This window comes from Flavobacterium sp. 2755 (assembly GCF_031455715.1).
Taxonomy (GTDB): Bacteria; Bacteroidota; Bacteroidia; order Flavobacteriales; family Flavobacteriaceae; genus Flavobacterium.
This window is the reverse complement of the sequence record NZ_JAVDTG010000001.1, coordinates 342,328-359,444: the sequence shown is the minus strand read 5'-3', so window position 1 is coordinate 359,444 and position 17,117 is coordinate 342,328. Positions and strand designations below refer to the sequence as shown.

Genomic DNA, 17,117 nt, shown 5'->3' with positions numbered 1-17,117 from the left:
TCGTTTAAATTAGTCTCTCAAATATCCTAATTTAATGTTAATTTTTAATGATAATTTAACATTAAAAATAACAATTACAGCTAGTTTTGTGATATTGATAACTTTTATATACGTGTTTGTTGGTTTTTGATGAAAATTGTTTGATTTTTTGATAAAAATGTAAGGCAGAATATTTTCGTTAAAAAAAATGCTGTTTTTTTAGCGCCAAAAAACGTAGTTTTAATAAAAAAAGCGACTGTTATAAAACAATCGCTTTCAGGGTATAATTACTTAAAATATCAAAAAAAGCAATTATCTTTTTTGAGAGAATGTATCAAATACATTCTCTCTATTTTTTTAGAATTTAACTTTTTTAAGTTCCCAAATGGTTTTAATAAAAGTATCGACATCTTCGGTTGTATTATAAAAAGCTAACGAAGGACGAACTGTTGTTTCGACTCCCATTCGGCGTAAAATAGGCTGTGCGCAATGATGTCCGGTTCTTACCGCAACGCCTTCTTTATTTAAAGCCTGTCCAACCTGATCGTTTGAATAACCTTGTAAATTAAAAGACAATACACTTGCTTTATCTTTTGCAGTTCCAATTAATCGTACACCCGGAATTTCTTTTAAAAGTCTTGTGGCATATTCTAATAAATAATGCTCGTATTGACCAATAGCTTCAATTCCTAATTTGGTTACATAATCAATTGCGGCACCAAGGCCAATGGCATCGGCGATATTTCCTGTTCCGGCTTCAAAACGATTCGGTGCTTTGTGGTATTTTATTTCCTCAAAAGTTACGTCCTGAATCATGTTTCCGCCAGATTGATACGGCTGCATTTCGTTTAGTAAATCTTCTTTTCCGTATAAAGCTCCAATTCCTGTTGGGCCAAATAATTTATGTCCTGAGAAAACCAGCCAATCCGGATTTAATTGCTGTACATCCACTTTCATGTGCGAAACAGATTGTGCGCCGTCGATCAAAACTTTTGCTCCGGCAGCATGTGCCATTTCCACTATTTTTTTCGCCGGAGTTACCGTTCCTAATGCATTTGAAACTTGTGTAAAAGCAACCAAACGTGTTTTAGAATTCAGCAGTTTTGCATATTCATCCAGCAGAATCTGACCATCGTCATCAACAGGAATTACCCTTAATTTCAAGCCTTTTTTATCAGCAAGACGTTTCCATGGAACAATATTCGCATGATGTTCCAGATTACTCACAATAATTTCATCTCCCGAATTTAAATTCTGTTCGCCCCAGGTTGCAGCTACCAGATTTATTCCTTCTGTTGCGCCTCTCACAAAAACAATTTCATTTACAGAAGAAGCATTCAAAAAAGCTTTTACTTTTTCACGAGCGGCTTCATAAGCGTCAGATGCACGAGCTGCCAATTCATGTGCTGCACGATGAATATTTGAATTTTCATGTTCGTAGAAATACGTAATTCGATCAATTACCGATTGTGGTTTCTGAGTTGTAGCCGCATTATCAAACCAAACTAATGGCTTTCCGTTTACGGTTTCTCTTAAAATCGGAAAATCTTTTTTTACTAAAGCAGCATCAAAATTATGTCCTTTAAAAAGATTGATTTCTTTATGTTCGAATGAATTTCCAACAATGATATCTGTACTTCTTTTATCAAAAGCAAAAGGATTCTGATCTAAAAAATAGTACGAATTTGTTGTTTCATTTCCGTTTAACGGAAAACCTTCACGTTTCTTAAATTGTGTATCAACCGATGCCAAAGCAGCTTGTAATTCAATCTCAAAAGATGAATTCTCTGTTTGAAATGGCAGATATTGATTATTCAATGAAAACCCCGAAAAAAGACTTTCTTCATTCAGCTGCGGCGCATTTCCATTTTTTAAATTAACATCATGAAATCCGGTATGCGGATCATTGATATTTAAATCATGGTTTTCCTGAACTCCTGAAGATGAATTTCTGTTTTGCGGATCAAATCCTGCTCCGGCATTTGGATACAAAGCTGAAGCTCCATTTCCGTAATTTATTACAGATGGAGAAGCTCCAAATCCGCTAAATGCAGGCGGAGAAGGCACCGTACTCGACGGACTTACCGCGGGAATCTGACCAAACTGATCAGCGTTTCCGGCATGCAAAATCGTTTCTGCAATTTTTGTCGCACGCGGATGTTCGGCTTTATCCGGACTTAATGAGATTTCTTTTGGAAATTCATTCGGTAAAGCTTTAAACAACTCGTTTGCTAAATTCTGCAACTCGTCGATGTTTGGTAAACCGTTGTTGTTAATATTTGTACTCATGATACTTTCCTATTTCTACATCTTCTAAAACAGCAATAGCATCATCTACCAAAATAGCCAAAGAACAATAAAGAGATACTAAATAAGAAGCAATGGCTCTTTCGTTAATTCCCATAAAACGAACTGATAAACCTGGAGATTGTTCGCCTTGTAATCCTGGCTGAATTAATCCGATAACGCCCTGACGGCTTTCACCTGTTCTTAAAAGAATAATTTTTGATTTTCCTTTTACGATTGGTAATTTATCAGAAGGAATAAGCGGAATTCCTCTCCATGTTAAAAACTGAGATCCAAATAAAGAAGTTGTTGGCGGCGGAACTCCACGACGTGTACATTCGCGTCCGAAAGCTGCAATTGCTAACGGATGTAAAAGGAAAAATCCAGGTTCTTTCCACACTTTTGTTAATAGTTCATCTAAATCGTCTGGAGTTGGCGCTCCGGTTCTTGTTTTTATAATTTGAGATGGCGCAACGTTGCTTAATAATCCGTAATCTTTATTATTGATTAATTCGCTTTCCTGACGCTCTTTAATTGTTTCGATAGCTAAACGTAGCTGTTCTGAAATCTGATTGTATGGTTTACTGTATAAATCAGAAACACGAGTATGTACGTCAACAATTGTTTGTACGGCAGCCAGATTGTATTCTCTTGGATTATCGATGTAATCCACAAAAGTGTTCGGTAAAACTCTTTCATCGCGTGCCGAACAATCTACTTCGATGTGGTTGGCATTTTTTACTTTATTCAAACGAAATACTCCCGATTCTACCGGAACCCAATGTAGTAAATGCGTTAACCAGCGTGGAGTAATGGTTCCAATTTGAGGAACGGTACGTGTTGCGATCGCTAATTGTCTTGCTGCAACATCGCCTAATGCGGTCTGTTGTTTTTCTAATTCTGCCATAGTTTTAAGGTTTTTCGGTTAATTATTTTATTTTTATTCAATTCTAAGATTCAATTCTTAAAATTACGGGTTTTATTTTATTGTAAGATTTTGACTTGTTGTTTTTTAGGAGAAAAAATCGAATAATTCTTCAACAGAAAGATAACGCTCTCCGGTATCATAATTAAAAGTCAGGATTACGGCATCTTCGGGAATATTTTTCAGTTTTTTTGAAACTGCAGCCAATGCAGCTCCAGTTGAAATTCCTCCAAAAATCCCTTCTTCTTTCGTTAATTTTTTTGCGAATGAAAAAGCATCATTTTTTTCGATGGTCACAATTTCATCGATATATTCTCTGTTAAAAACTTCGGGAATAAATCCGGCACCAATTCCCTGTAATGGGTGAGGAGCAGGAATTCCACCGCTTAAAACCGGTGAAAGTGCTGGCTCAACGGCAATCGTTTTTAAATTTGGAAAATGCTGTTTCAGAATTTTAGAAACTCCGGTAATGTGACCGCCTGTTCCAACTCCAGTAATTAGATAATCAATTCCGTCCGGAAAATCGGCTAAAATTTCCTGTGCCGTTGTTCTTTCATGAACTTCAACATTCGCACGATTTGTAAATTGCGAAGGCAGAAAAGAGTTTTTAATTGTTGAAGCTAATTCATTTGCTTTTTCAACCGCTCCGGAAGTTCCTTTTTCTCTCGGCGTCAAAACATATTCAGCACCATACGCTTCAATAATTTTTCGGCGTTCCACGCTCATCGATTCCGGCATGACAATAATTACTTTGTAACCTTTTACGGCTGCCACAAGCGAAAGTCCAATTCCGGTATTTCCGGATGTTGGTTCAATAATGATAGAATCCGGATTTAAAAGTCCTTTTTTCTCCGCATCTTCAATCATTGCCAGTGCAATTCTGTCTTTGATACTCGATCCCGGATTTGCTTTTTCTAATTTAATCCATACTTCGTGGGTTTTAAAAAGCTTGTTGAGCTTGATGTGCGGCGTATTGCCAATGGTTTCTAAAATGTTCTGATATTTCATGTGTTTGATATTTTTATGCTTCAATTAATTGAGGTAATTTAAACACATAGAAACATAGCTTTTAGTTACTTTAAAAAGTCGTTTCACTTAGAAATAAATAACATAGCTATGTGAAAAAATTATGATTTTCTAATAATCATCTTTAAGCTCCACTGTAATCTATGTTTCTATGTGTTAAAAATATTCACCCAATTTTAGATAGAATAAAAAATGGGTTCGGGAAAAGGATTATTGTCCTTAACCTTCATCTCATTTTTATGGTAAACAACCGAATTGGAAGGCACAGAATACGTCAGCCATACATTTCCTCCAATAATTGAATCTCTGCCTACAGTTGTTTGTCCGCCAAGAATTGTGCTGTTGGCGTAAATAATAACATTGTCTTCAATTGTAGGATGCCTTTTGATAAAAGCTTCCACTTTTTTAACGCTCAAAGCACCAAGCGTAACGCCTTGGTAAATTTGAACATTATTGCCAATAATTGTGGTTTCGCCAATAACGATTCCGGTGCCGTGATCAATCGCAAAATCATTTCCTATTTTGGCACCCGGATGAATTTCTATGCTGGTTTTAATATGCGCGTATTCTGAAATTGATCGGGCTAATAATTTTAAATCCTGCTTCCAAAGCTGATGAGAAAATCGATAAACGGCAATAGCGAAAAAACCTGGATACGAATATAATACTTCTTCTAAAGATTTGGCTGCAGGATCTTTTGCAAAAATAGTTTGAGCGTCATTCAACGCTTTTTTATGTAAATAGGGCAGGGCTTCAAAAAAGGTTTCCGTCTGCCTTTTCGTATTTTGATTTTTAGGAGCAAAGTCTAAAACCAGCTCATCAAATTGTTTTTCTAATCCGTCAAATTTATTTTCAATAATCGCCACAATACCGTAGGATTTTGAAGTATTCGAAAACAAAATCGAAAACAATTCATCTATAAACTGATGGATTAATTTCTTTTCAGGAAGTATTAATAATTCCTGATGCTGTCTTGCAATTTCCTGATAAAATGAATTCATATTGATTTAATTTTATGGTTAGAAAATAATTTTATTTTTTTAACGCCGCACCGCCCGGCATTGTCTCTGGTTTTAATTTGAATTTGCTGTATTCAACCACTCCGGTTTTGTCTGCCCATTCAAAATAAGAAGCCGAAAGTTTGTTTACAATTCCAGGATTTTGCTGTGCTACATTAGTAGTTTCGCCTCGGTCTTTTTCAAGATCGTATAATTCCCATTCGTAAGAAGGGTAAATCGAAACCAATTTCCATTTTCCGTCGCGAACAGCTCTGTTTCCAGCTCTTTCCCAAAATAATGGTGCGCCTCTATCGACCTGAGAAACATTATTAAATAAAACAGGCAACAAACTTTTTCCAACCAAAGCGTTTGTCGTCACACCATTATATTCTTTTGGGTATTCTATTCCGGCTAGTTCGTAGAAAGTAGGAGCGAGGTCAATAATATGTCCGGTTCCTTTTTCGATTCTGCCCGCTTTTATTTTGGATGGAAACCATGCAATAAACGGCGAACTGAAACCGCCTTCGTGCATATTATTTTTATATTGCTGCAGAGGCGTATTCGATAAATAAGCCCAGTTTTGTTCCTGATAATCAAACGAACCCGAAGTCCCAACTGGTCCGTCATTTCGAACCAAACCTCTTCCAAGCGGGTTATATGTATTGAATCCGCCCTGAGCGCCATTGTCTGAAATAAAAACAATAAGCGTGTTTTTGTCTTTTTTAAGCGCTTTTAATTTGTCCAGAACTTTGCCAACGTTTTGATCCATATTGTCGACCATTGCGGCGTATACTTCCATTTTAGCTTTCCAGAATTGTTTTTCGTCGTAGCTTAACTTATTCCATTCCGGAACTTCAGGATCTCTTGGCGAAATAGTTTGATCGGCAGGTAAAATTCCGCTGGCTTTTAGTTTCTGGATTCTCTTTTCTCTTAAAACATCCCAGCCTTCATCAAATTTGCCTCTGTATTTGGCAATATCAACAGGCTTTGCCTGCAGCGGCCAGTGCGGCGCAGTAAAAGCGAGATATAAAAAGAAAGGTTTGTTTTCTTTGTTTTGTTCGTCTAAGAAAGTCACGGCATTGTTCCCGATTTCATCTGTAAAATAATACGAATCGTCTTTTGGATGCAGTTCTTCATTATTGCGGATTAATTTTACCGGATAAGGCGTTTTTCCGAAAGGCAAAGGTTTTGTATCAAAATAATTCGAAGCACCTTTTAAAATTCCGTAAAACTTATCAAAACCTCTTTGGTTTGGCCATTGCGCCTGATCTTCGGAACCAACGTGCCATTTTCCCGATAAAAGCGTGCTATAACCGCCAGAACGGAAAACTTCTCCCAATGTCAAAGATTCTTTATTTAAATAACCCTGATAAGCCGGTAACCCTAAATTGACATCAAAAAATCCAACTCCGGCTTTATGCTGATATTGTCCGGTTAGGAGGGAAGCGCGTGTTGGCGCACAAATCGAGTTATTATAAAATTCGCGTAAGCGTAAACCTTCTGTAGCTAGCTTATCTAAGTTTGGTGTTTTAATTTCGGAACCATAATTTCCTAAATCCGAATAACCCATATCGTCCACCAAAATCAAAATAATATTGGGTTTTGATTCTGTTTGAGCATGTAACTCGTGAGAAGTTGCAACTCCGGTTAAGAGAATAGAAAAAAGAAGTTTTGTGATTTTTGTATTCATTGCAATGTACTTTTTGTCTGTTGTTTTTTGTTTTTGTAAGTGATAAATGTTCTTAAAATCAGGTCATTTCTGTTGCCGCAGAAATGACCCTTAGTAATCAAAAAGAATGTTAGTTTGTCGTCTCCATTTTCATTTTTGATTTAGTATAACGTGATATCTTCTGAGGCAAAAGCATCAAAGGAATATTTCAATAAAATTTGGGAATAAACACTGTTCGATTCATAGTTTCCGATTTTAATTTTAAACCGATTCAAAGCGAACGTATAAAGAAGAATTAACAACAGCTGCACATATAACAAGAGGCGTTATAAGTGTTTTTTTTACGAAGAATGTGATACGTATTATTGACTGTTGTTTTCAAAATGTAAGTTTTAAATTTTAAACTCTACTAATTCTATAGACAAAGTTATATTTAATATTGTAATATCCAAATTAATCTTTGATTTTTTTGAAAAAAAGTTGTGATATTATGGGGCGTGGATATGTTTTTAGATGGTAATTTATTGATTTTTAACATTTTGAAATTTATGTCTAAAAATAAAAAAAATACTTGAGTCATTGCGAGGAACGAAGCAACCACACTAACAATTAGACATAAAGTTTGATTTAGCTAATGAGATTGCTTCGTTCCTCGCAATGACATACTAAATGGTTTTGCCACGAATTACACGAATTTACACAAATCAATTCGTGCTAATTCGTGTAATTGCTTCGCCCGTTCGCTATCGCTCGGGTCGTGGCAAAAAATAATGATTAACTAAAAAGCAAAAACGCAATAATCAACGTAACAATCACATTGAATAATTGTGCAATTAAAAAGGCATACAATGGCTTACGGCTGTTATTACTCAGTAAATCTTTAAAATTGGTTTCTAAACCTATGCTTGTAAAAGCCAATGCAAACCAAATTCCCTGAAGGTTTTTCAAACTGTCTTTTACGCCGTCTCTGGTTTCTGGGGTGATTAAAAAAGAGAAAATTAATGAAGCCCCAATAAATCCGATTACGAATTTTGGAAAACGTTCCCAAATTACCTTTAAAGTTGGTTTTGATTCTAGAGCTTCTGAAGAAGTATTATGTGAATATGTCCAATAAACAGAAATAGCAAAAGCTGCTAATCCTAACAAAACATTTTGAGAGAATTTTACAATTGTACTGATTTTTAAAGCGGTTTCGCCAACCAAAGTTCCAGACGCTACAACGGCCCCAGAGGTGTCGATACTTCCGCCAAGCCAGGCTCCGGTTACTTCTTCGGGAAAATTGAAATATTTGGCGATTATCGGCATGAAAATCATCATGGGAATTGCGGTTACCAAAACAATAGAAATGACATACGATAATTTCTTTGAATCACCTTTGATTGCGCCTGAAGTTGCAATCGCTGCAGAAACACCACAAATAGAAACGGCACTCGAAATCATCATCGTTAGTTCATCGTCGACTTTTAATTTTCGGCAAAGCCAAAAGGCAAAATACCAGACGGATATCACAACAACCAATGCCTGAATTAAGCCTAATGAACCTGCCTTTAATATATCTGAAAAAATTACTCCGGTTCCCAATAAAACCAATCCGATTTTTACAAAGACTTCTGTAGAAAGTGATGAACGAAACCATTCCGGAAGTTTGAAGAAATTCCCAATCGCTAAACCAATTATCAAACTGAAAATTACGGCTTCTAAATTGATGGATTTTATAACAGAATTTCCAGCCAAAATAAGTGCAATCAAGGTTAAAAGATAGACTATCGGAAAAGTAAATAGAAAATATTTTACGGATCTTCCAATTAAAAATGCTCCAATTGTACCAATTGAAATGAGATATAAAAACTGAATTAAAAGGATTTTAAGGTTTGCTAAATCAAATACTTTCGTAAATAAATCTGTAGTATTAGACCAGCCGAAAACAGGAACTTCGGGAAGAAATATAAAAAGGGAAATCCCGATGATTATAAATCCTAAAATTACGACTGTCCAGTCTTCGTGTATATTAAATTGTTTGGGTTGAGTTGACATTTATTTTTTGATTTGATTATTCTAAGAATTATTGATTCTAAGATTTTATTTCAATTGCCTCCAGCTTCAGCTGGATTTAAAAGAATTTGTACATAAAAAAGCTATTAATTGCCTCCAGCTTTTGCTGGAGGTAACTGATTTGCAAAATAGAAAAGGCTTTAGCCGAATAAAAAGTTTGGCTAAAGCCTTTTGCACTTCAAACTTTAAACCTCCAGCTAAAGCTGGAGGCAATTTATTTTTGAATATGAGTGTTAAACCCGACAGGTTTTAAACCTGTCGGGTTTGTATACTTTTTAATTACAAATCAACAAAGTATTTTTGCTTACCAAAGTCAAATTCATAATAAGTCAAATTAGGCCAAAGTGGTTTGATTAAACCTTTTTCCCAAGTTTGTAAAGCAGTTTGTAATTCTTTTACTTTTTCAGGATTTTTAGCGGCAAGATCTGTCGTTTCAGATTTGTCTTTTGATAAATCATACAACCATTTTTCATGCGTTTTTCCGCTGATGATTAATTTCCAGTCACCGCTTCGAATGGCTTTTGCATCGCCCGAACGCCAGTATAAATCTTTATGAGCTTCTTTATTGTTATTGACAACATCAACTAAATCAATTCCGTCATAAACTCGGTCTTTAGGTAAACCAGAATGTGTAACGGCTGCAATTGTGCTAAAAATATCCAATGAACTTACAGGAGTTTTATAAACAGTATGCGGTTTGATTTTTCCCTTCCACGAAAGTGCAAAGGGAACATTTATACCGCCTTCAAAATGAGAAAATTTTCCACCTTTTAAAGGTGCGTTTGTTGTCGCAAAAGTATAATCGGCACCGCCGTTATCGCTGATAAAAAAGATTAAAGTATTTTCTTCTAAACCTTCTTTTTTAACTTTTTCCCTAATTCTTCCAACGGCATCGTCAAGTGCGCTGATCATCGCAAAATAGACACGTTTGTTTTCGTCTTTTACATTCGGGAAACGATCGTAATATTTTTTACGAACCTGAAATGGCGTATGCGGCGCATTAAACGGAACGTATAACAAAAACGGTTTGGTTTTATTCTTGTCGATAAAAGCTTCTGCTTCATCTGCAAAAGTTTCGGTTAAATACTTTTTATCTTTTATGATAGTAGTATCGCGACGAATTTGTCCAATTCCGACACGGCCATTTCCCCAAATCATTTTATCGGTAAAATCTTTATGATGATGATTTATAATATCTGGATTGTCATCTTCGGGCGTGTAAAGAGAGAAAGCCTGATAAAATCCGTAATGGTAATCGAAACCTCTGTCTAAAGGAAAAAATCCTTTGTTATGCCCCAAATGCCATTTCCCGATAATTGCTGTATTATAACCTTGTTTTTTAGCTAAATCAGCAAAGGTAATTTCAGATTTTGGTAAACCCTGCGTTGCAATTGAGGCTTCGTTTGGATAATTAATTTTATCATTTAATCGCCAGCTGTTCGTGTTGATTAAATATTTGAATGCATAATATTCTAAGTTATTTTTTGGATAACGATCTCCCGGCTGATATTCATGCCCAAAACGTTCCTGATAGCGTCCCGTCAATAATCCCGCGCGCGATGGCGAACAAATCGATACCGAAACATATCCATCGGTAAAAGTTACTCCAGATGCTGCAAGTGAATCAATTTGAGGTGTTGGTGTTGATTTTCCTCCGTAAAGAGAAATATCATATTTGCCTAAATCATCGGCAACAAGAATGATAATGTTTGGCTTTTTTTCTGAAGTTGTATCTTTTTGAGAAAGAAATGCGGCCTTTCCTTCGGCTAGTTTTTCATCTGCTTTAATTAATGTTCCGTCTGTATTTATGGGCCATAATAAGAATGCTGCTATAATAAGTATCACTAATAAAATGGGTAGAATAATCTTGGTTATTTTTTTATAGTTTGCCATATTTTGATGAGTTATTTTTTGAATTTTGGTTTTGCATTGTTTAATTTTTTCAGGTACAGTTTGTCAGGCTGAGCGAAGTCGAAGCCCACACAAGTAGCTCCGTCACGAAAATTCAATCTTTGTAGAGTTTCTTAGGTGGGCTTCGACTTCGCTCAGCCTGACATTTGTCTTCGCTCAGCCTGACATGATTGTAGTAAACTTTGTCCTGAAATTATATTATCATTTCGAAGCCAAAGCCACATCAACATCATTTTTCAAATCGCCTAAACCGTCTTTTTTGAAAACGATTTTACCATTTTGATATAAGATCAAAGTAGGGAAGACCTTTACGGTTTTTAAATCGGCAATTACCTGCGGGCTGGTTTCTAATTCGATTTCTACGATTTTTAAATTTTCGCCATATTGTGCTCTAATGGTTTCCAGAACTGGTTTTACTTTTATACACGCACCGCAGTATTTAGAACCAATATCAACCAAAACAGTTTTATTATCGGCAATGATTTTGTTGTATTCGGCTAAGGTTAATTTGCTTTTAGAATTGGCATAAAAAGGTTTTCCGTTTCCAATCCAGTTGGCAATTCCGCCTTCTAAACTGTAGGCTTCTTTAAAACCTTTTTTTAATAAATCGTCTGCTAGCCAAACGCTTCGTCCGGCTCCAATTGAGTAAGTGAAAACAGGTCTTGATTTGTCTAATTTTGCAACTTGTTCGGCATAATCTTTTGACTCTAAATTGAAGTTTACTGCGCCATTAATATGGTTTAAAGCAAATTCTTCTGGACCGCGTGCATCAATTATCTGTGGCTTTTTTTCAGCCTGAATTTTACTGTAATAAACATCTAATGAAACGGTATTTGAACTTTTATTTTGCGAAAATCCTACTATTGTAAACAGCAGGATTAGTGTAATAATATTTATTTTACTTTTCATAACAGTATAGTTTTGATAAAAGCTGGCAGCGTATTCAAGGTTAATTTGAATACACTGCCGTACTTTATATTTTTTTATTGCTTTTTTAAATTAAGCCTGTTCTAAAACCGGAGTTTGTTCAACAGTTTCTGCTGCTTTTTCTACAGGTTTGGCTTTTAGAGGAAATGCCAATACGCCTTCGGCAAGAGAACTTCCTTCTTTTTTAGATTTGAATATTGGCCACAAAAATTGTGCGTACCATTCTTCCTGTTTGTATGATTTTGTTCCGTAAGATTCCGGGAATTTACGTGTGATTAATCCTGTTCCAAAAATCATGTCCCAAATGAAAAACATGTTTCCGAAGTTTCCTTTAAAGTGTCCAACACCGTCGCCGCTAGTGTCTGCGTGATGTGCGTGGTGTGTTGCCGGAGTAGAAATCAGTCTTTCTAAAACCCATGCAATTGGATGTAAAACTCTGTATTTGTAAAATGGTTTGTCCCATGCAATGCTTGAATGTGCGCCTAAAGTGATGAAACTTTTAATTACCAAAACAAATAAAGCCGGTAATCCTAAACCTAAATAGGTTAAAGTTGCAGTCAAATAAATTTGAGAAAAGAAAACCGTGTAAATAAAGTTTTGTCTTGAAGCCATCGCCATTCCCATATATGGAGCAGAGTGGTGTGTTCTGTGAAAACGCCATAAAAACGGAACTTGATGGTGTAATCTGTGGTACCAATATTGGGTTAAATCATCGGCAATTGCGATTAGGAAAAACCCTCCCCAAAATGGAACCCATGAAAGTGTGTTAGCTAAATTTGGTAATAAATATGGTAAAGCTGTTAAGCTGAAAAATGCAATTACAGGAGGTAAAAGTAATTTTGGAGCTAAGAAACAAACGATATCTACTTTACGTTCTTCGCCTGTCCATTCGTCATCGTAAAGACCTGCTGCAAATTCTATAATTCCCAAAACTACCATGAAAACGGTTAATCCCCAAGTGCGGATGTTTTCGAATGCCGGTTTTGCGAATTCTAAAAATGAAGGAAGTGCAATATGCGATTCGCTTACCGCTCCGCCTGTTAATTTAAAATACAAGAAAATTGCCACTACTGGCAAACTGTAAATTAATAAACTGATACTTAAATCTCTTGTTAGTTTTTCTTTTTGAACTATTGCCATGATTTCTTATTTTAAAAATTGATTAATTAATGCTAATCCTCCGGCTAAAATTACCAGCGGAACTAAAAATACAATTGCCCCAACGACAATTTTTTTTCCTATGATTTCATAATCTACTCGTTTCATATCTTTTTGAATTTTAATATGTTAATGTAAAAATAAATAATTTAACTTCTAATTCTATGGATATAGTCGAGTTTTATTTTTTATTTTTTCACTAATTTGTTAGAATCTTCTGTTTTTATTGAAAAACCTACAAGGTTTTGAAAACCTTGCAGGTTGTGAAAATGATTATTTTGCAGTTTCTGTATCTGCAGGTTTAGTTACTTGCTTCACTAAATCTTGTAACGTTTTACCTTTGTCAGCTCCTGTATTGTGGATTCTTCTGTTGTAAACATCCTGCCAGTCGATCAATGGGTAAACATTGTTTTCTTTTGCCTGCTCATCAAATAATTTTTGAAGTTCAGCTAACTTTTCAGGGTATTTTTTAGCCAGATTGTTACGTTCGTTGAAATCTTCGTTTAAGTTGTATAATTCCCAAACATCAGTATCAAAATTGCTTGCAACTGGTTTTTCGTTTTTACCTAATGATTGTTTTACAGCAAATGAATCTGGTAAGTGTGCCGCAGCCGCTTTCCATCCGTCTTTATAAATAGCTCTGTTTCCAAAGATGTAGTAGTACTGAACTTTGTGCAATGACTCAGCTTTTGGATTATCTAAAGAAGCCTGAAAAGATGAACCCTGAATAATATCTTGTTTAATTCCTTTGATATATTCCGGTGCTTTGATTCCTGCAATTTCTAAAGTTGTTGGCAGTAAATCGGTTACGTGGCTGTATTGATTTCTGATTCCGCCTTTGTCTTTAATTCCATTTGGATAAAAAACAATTAACGGGTTACGCGTTCCACCTTCAGAATGTGCATCTTGTTTCCAGTTTTTAAAAGGAACGTTTGTTGCCTGTGCCCATCCTAAAGGATAGTTTGTATTTAAACCTTTTGCAGTTCCAATTTCTCCAATATTATTTAAATTGCTTTGAAGATTTTCTGCTTCTGTTTTTCCTTGAGAAAATAAACTTTGGTTAATTGTTCCTTGTAAAGTTCCTTCTTTACTTGCTCCGTTATCTCCAATAGCAACAAAAATCAAGGTGTTATCAAGCTGACCGCTTTCTTTTAAATAATTAACCACTCTTCCAATTTCAGCATCTGTATAAGTCAGGAATCCAGCGTAAGCTTCCATGAATCTTGCGTATACTTTCTTTTCATCCGGAGTTAATTTTTTCCAATCTGTAATAAGAGCATTACGCTCTGGTAATACCGCATTAGCAGGAACAACACCTAATTTCTTTTGGTTTGCTAATACTTTTTCACGGTACACATCGTAACCTTCGTCAAATTTTCCTTTGTAAGGCTCGATCCATTTTTCAGCAACCTGATGAGGTGCATGAACAGCTCCTGGCGCATAGTATAAAAAGAATGGTTTTCCAGGTGCCGCTTTTTGTTGTTTTTGAATATAGCTGATTGCTTTATCTGTAATTAATTCATTTAAGTGACGTCCGTCTGGTTTAACATGCGCCTGATCTTCCACTAAATCAGGATTGTATTGATCTGTTTGAGAACCAAGGAATCCGTAGAAATGATCGAAACCTTTTCCGGTTGGCCATCTGTCAAACGGTCCTGCATCTGTAGCATCTTCATCTGGAGTTACACCATATTTACCAACGGCAAAAGTGTTGTATCCGTTTTCGCGTAAAATCTCTGCAATTGTTCCTTTATCAGAAGGAATTCTTCCGTCCCAGCCTGGAAAACCAGCCGATAAAATAGTGTGTGAAAATCCGCTTTCGTGCACTCTTCCAGAATTTCTTCCGGTTAATAATGCAGCACGCGTTGGAGCGCAAATTGCGGTTGTATGAAAGTTGGTATAACGTAAACCGTTATTTGCCAGATTTTCAAAAGTAGGCGTTTGGATTAAACCTCCAAAAGCACTTGCAGCTCCAAATCCAACATCATCTAATAAAATCCAGACAATATTTGGTGCACCTTTTGGCGCTTTTACAGGATCTGGCCAATATTCTTTTGAATCGGCTAATGTTTTACCAATTGTTCCTTTGAACTCTTGAGTATCTTGTGCAAAGCCAAACTGTACAGCCAGCAATGCCGTAATCAAAAGCCCTTTTCCAGAGCTTTTGATTTTTGAGTTAATTTCAAATTTTTTCATTATTTCTTTTTTTAATATTTATTTATCTATGGATTTAGTAGAGTTTTTGAGTAAATTTTTTTACTTGTTTGCTTTGGTTAATAATTCCTGAGCAGATTTTCCTTCGGTAGACGGCGTTTTGTGTATTTTTCTTAGGTAAACATCCTGCCAGTCTATTAAAGGATATAAATTGTTTTTCTTGGCTTGCTGATCGAAAAGTTTTTTTAATTCGGCTACTTTTTCAGGGTATTTTTTAGCCAAATCTTTTCTTTCGTTAAAGTCTTCGTTGATGTTGTATAGTTCCCAAACATCTTTGTCAAAATCACTTGGTGGAAGATTTACTTTATTATTCAAAGCTTCTTTTACTTCAATTGAATTGGGATGATGTGCCGCAGCTGCTTTCCAACCATCATTATAAATGGCTCTTGATCCAAAGATGTAATAATGTTGAATTTTATGTAAGGAAACAGCTTTTGCATCATTCAAGGAATTGTAAAATGAATATCCCTGAATGGTGTCTTGCTTAACTTCTCTAATAGATTCCGGTGCTTTAACGCCCAAAATATCAAGAGTTGTTGGTAAAATATCAATTACGTGACTGTATTGCGTTCTGATTCCCGGAGTTTTGATTGCCTTTGGATAATAAACAATCAACGGATTATGTGTTCCTCCTTCAGAATTAGCATCTTGTTTCCAGTATTTGAAAGGTGTATTAGTTGCCTGAGCCCAACCCAAAGGATAATTGGTGTATGTTTGAGCTGTTCCGATTTCACCAATTCTATTTAAGTTATTTTGGAATACTTTTTCTTCTGTATCACCATTTACATAGGTTTGTCTGTCTACAGCTCCTTGAAGTGTGCCTTCTTTACTGGCTCCATTATCGCCAATCAAAACAAAAACAACAGTATTTTCCAGTTGATTACTTTCTTTTAAATAAGTAATCAATCTTCCTATTTCATAATCAGTATAAGTCAAATATCCGGCATAAACTTCCATGAATTTTGAATATACTTTCTTTTGATCCGGCGTTAATTTTTTCCAGTCTGCAATAAGTGAATTGCGTTCCGGTAAAACAGCATCGGCAGGAATAACTCCTAATTTCTTTTGATTAGCTAGTGTTTTTTCGCGGTAAGCGTCCCAACCATCATCAAATTTTCCCTTATAAGGATCGCTCCATTTTTGAGCTACCTGATGAGGTGCATGAACGGCTGCGGGAGAATAGTATAAAAAGAATGGTTTTCCCGGCGCTGCTTTTTGTTGTTTCTGAATGTAACTAATTGCTTTATCGGTGATTTGTTCGCTAAGATGTCTTCCGTCAGGCGTAATATGAGCTTGATCTTCTATTAAATCTGGTTTGTACTGATCTGTAGCAGAACCCAAAAAGCCGTAGAAATGTTCAAATCCTTTTCCGGTTGGCCAGTGATCAAACGGTCCTGCATCTGTTGCTTCTTCGTCAGGCGTTATTCCATATTTACCTACGCCAAAAGTATTGTATCCTTTGTCACGTAAAATCTCTGCAACGGTTCCGTTTTTAGAAGGTAATCTTCCGTCCCAACCCGGAAATCCTGCCGACATAATCGTATGAGAAAATCCTCCAACGTGTACTTTATGCGAATTACTTCCGGTCAATAAAGCAGAGCGGGTAGGAGCGCAAATTGCTGTTGTATGAAAATTGGTATATCGCAATCCGTTGTTGGCTAAGCTTTCTAAAACCGGAGTTTCGATTTGACCTCCAAAAGCGCTTGAAGCGCCATAACCTACATCGTCCAGAATAATCCAAACGACATTTGGGGCACCTTTAGGAGGTGTAACCGGTTCCGGCCAATATTCTTTAGATTCGGCTAAGGTTTTACCAATAACTCCTTTAAATTCTTCTGGTTTTGTTTGCGCAAAACTCAATTGTGCAAGAAGTAATGCAGTAATCAAAAGCCCTTTTTGCGGACTTTTGATTGCAATGTTATTTTTAAACTTTTTCATTAGATTAAATTTTTAGTTATTTAATTCGTAATCA

11 protein-coding genes are annotated in these 17,117 nt (G+C 35.9%); all 11 read right to left on the bottom strand.

What is annotated here, in order from left to right:
- Nucleotides 1-336: 336 nt before the first annotated feature.
- Nucleotides 337-2,268 (bottom strand): family 2A encapsulin nanocompartment cargo protein cysteine desulfurase, encoded by a 1,932-nt coding sequence (locus J2Y38_RS01405; protein WP_309838891.1) that lies wholly within the window; start codon nucleotides 2,266-2,268, stop codon nucleotides 337-339.
- Nucleotides 2,252-3,172, bottom strand: coding sequence for a family 2A encapsulin nanocompartment shell protein (locus J2Y38_RS01400; protein ID WP_291146421.1), 921 nt, complete (start codon nucleotides 3,170-3,172; stop codon nucleotides 2,252-2,254). The genes J2Y38_RS01405 and J2Y38_RS01400 overlap by 17 nt, the downstream gene beginning before the upstream one ends.
- Before the next feature lie 105 nt (nucleotides 3,173-3,277).
- Complete coding sequence (gene cysK / locus J2Y38_RS01395) at nucleotides 3,278-4,198, bottom strand: cysteine synthase A (protein WP_053471683.1); 921 nt, start codon at nucleotides 4,196-4,198, stop codon at nucleotides 3,278-3,280.
- 194 nt (nucleotides 4,199-4,392) lie between these two features.
- Entirely contained in the window at nucleotides 4,393-5,217 is an 825-nt protein-coding gene (gene epsC / locus J2Y38_RS01390; protein ID WP_309838887.1) for a serine O-acetyltransferase EpsC, read from the bottom strand.
- 31 nt (nucleotides 5,218-5,248) lie between these two features.
- Nucleotides 5,249-6,904, bottom strand: coding sequence for an arylsulfatase (locus J2Y38_RS01385; RefSeq protein WP_053471681.1), 1,656 nt, complete (start codon nucleotides 6,902-6,904; stop codon nucleotides 5,249-5,251).
- A 753-nt stretch (nucleotides 6,905-7,657) separates the two neighbouring features.
- Nucleotides 7,658-8,917, bottom strand: coding sequence for a putative sulfate exporter family transporter (locus J2Y38_RS01380; RefSeq protein WP_309838882.1), 1,260 nt, complete (start codon nucleotides 8,915-8,917; stop codon nucleotides 7,658-7,660).
- A 297-nt stretch (nucleotides 8,918-9,214) separates the two neighbouring features.
- The gene (locus J2Y38_RS01375; protein ID WP_309838880.1) at nucleotides 9,215-10,828 is read right to left on the bottom strand and encodes a sulfatase-like hydrolase/transferase; all 1,614 of its coding nucleotides are present in this window, start codon (nucleotides 10,826-10,828) and stop codon (nucleotides 9,215-9,217) included.
- A 219-nt stretch (nucleotides 10,829-11,047) separates the two neighbouring features.
- Complete coding sequence (locus J2Y38_RS01370; protein WP_309838878.1) at nucleotides 11,048-11,755, bottom strand: rhodanese-like domain-containing protein; 708 nt, start codon at nucleotides 11,753-11,755, stop codon at nucleotides 11,048-11,050.
- Nucleotides 11,756-11,845: 90 nt separating this feature from the next.
- On the bottom strand, nucleotides 11,846-12,913 hold the full coding sequence (locus J2Y38_RS01365; protein WP_053471677.1) for a sterol desaturase family protein: 1,068 nt from the start codon (nucleotides 12,911-12,913) through the stop codon (nucleotides 11,846-11,848).
- A gap of 291 nt (nucleotides 12,914-13,204) precedes the next feature.
- Nucleotides 13,205-15,127, bottom strand: a complete 1,923-nt coding sequence (locus J2Y38_RS01360) for an arylsulfatase (RefSeq protein WP_309838874.1) — start codon at nucleotides 15,125-15,127, stop codon at nucleotides 13,205-13,207.
- A gap of 60 nt (nucleotides 15,128-15,187) precedes the next feature.
- Complete coding sequence (locus J2Y38_RS01355; protein WP_309838872.1) at nucleotides 15,188-17,083, bottom strand: arylsulfatase; 1,896 nt, start codon at nucleotides 17,081-17,083, stop codon at nucleotides 15,188-15,190.
- Nucleotides 17,084-17,117 lie beyond the last annotated feature (34 nt).

Excerpts from the sequence above, each read along its gene's own strand:
- J2Y38_RS01365 (WP_053471677.1), bottom strand. The coding sequence starts at position 12,913 with ATGGCAATAGTTCAAAAAGAAAAACTAACAAGAGATTTAAGTATCAGT.
- epsC (WP_309838887.1), bottom strand. The coding sequence starts at position 5,217 with ATGAATTCATTTTATCAGGAAATTGCAAGACAGCATCAGGAATTATTA.
- J2Y38_RS01375 (WP_309838880.1), bottom strand. The coding sequence starts at position 10,828 with ATGGCAAACTATAAAAAAATAACCAAGATTATTCTACCCATTTTATTA.
- J2Y38_RS01355 (WP_309838872.1), bottom strand. The coding sequence starts at position 17,083 with ATGAAAAAGTTTAAAAATAACATTGCAATCAAAAGTCCGCAAAAAGGG.
- J2Y38_RS01360 (WP_309838874.1), bottom strand. The coding sequence starts at position 15,127 with ATGAAAAAATTTGAAATTAACTCAAAAATCAAAAGCTCTGGAAAAGGG.
- J2Y38_RS01400 (WP_291146421.1), bottom strand. The coding sequence starts at position 3,172 with ATGGCAGAATTAGAAAAACAACAGACCGCATTAGGCGATGTTGCAGCA.
- J2Y38_RS01405 (WP_309838891.1), bottom strand. The coding sequence starts at position 2,268 with ATGAGTACAAATATTAACAACAACGGTTTACCAAACATCGACGAGTTG.
- J2Y38_RS01385 (WP_053471681.1), bottom strand. The coding sequence starts at position 6,904 with ATGAATACAAAAATCACAAAACTTCTTTTTTCTATTCTCTTAACCGGA.
- J2Y38_RS01380 (WP_309838882.1), bottom strand. The coding sequence starts at position 8,917 with ATGTCAACTCAACCCAAACAATTTAATATACACGAAGACTGGACAGTC.
- J2Y38_RS01370 (WP_309838878.1), bottom strand. The coding sequence starts at position 11,755 with ATGAAAAGTAAAATAAATATTATTACACTAATCCTGCTGTTTACAATA.
- cysK (WP_053471683.1), bottom strand. The coding sequence starts at position 4,198 with ATGAAATATCAGAACATTTTAGAAACCATTGGCAATACGCCGCACATC.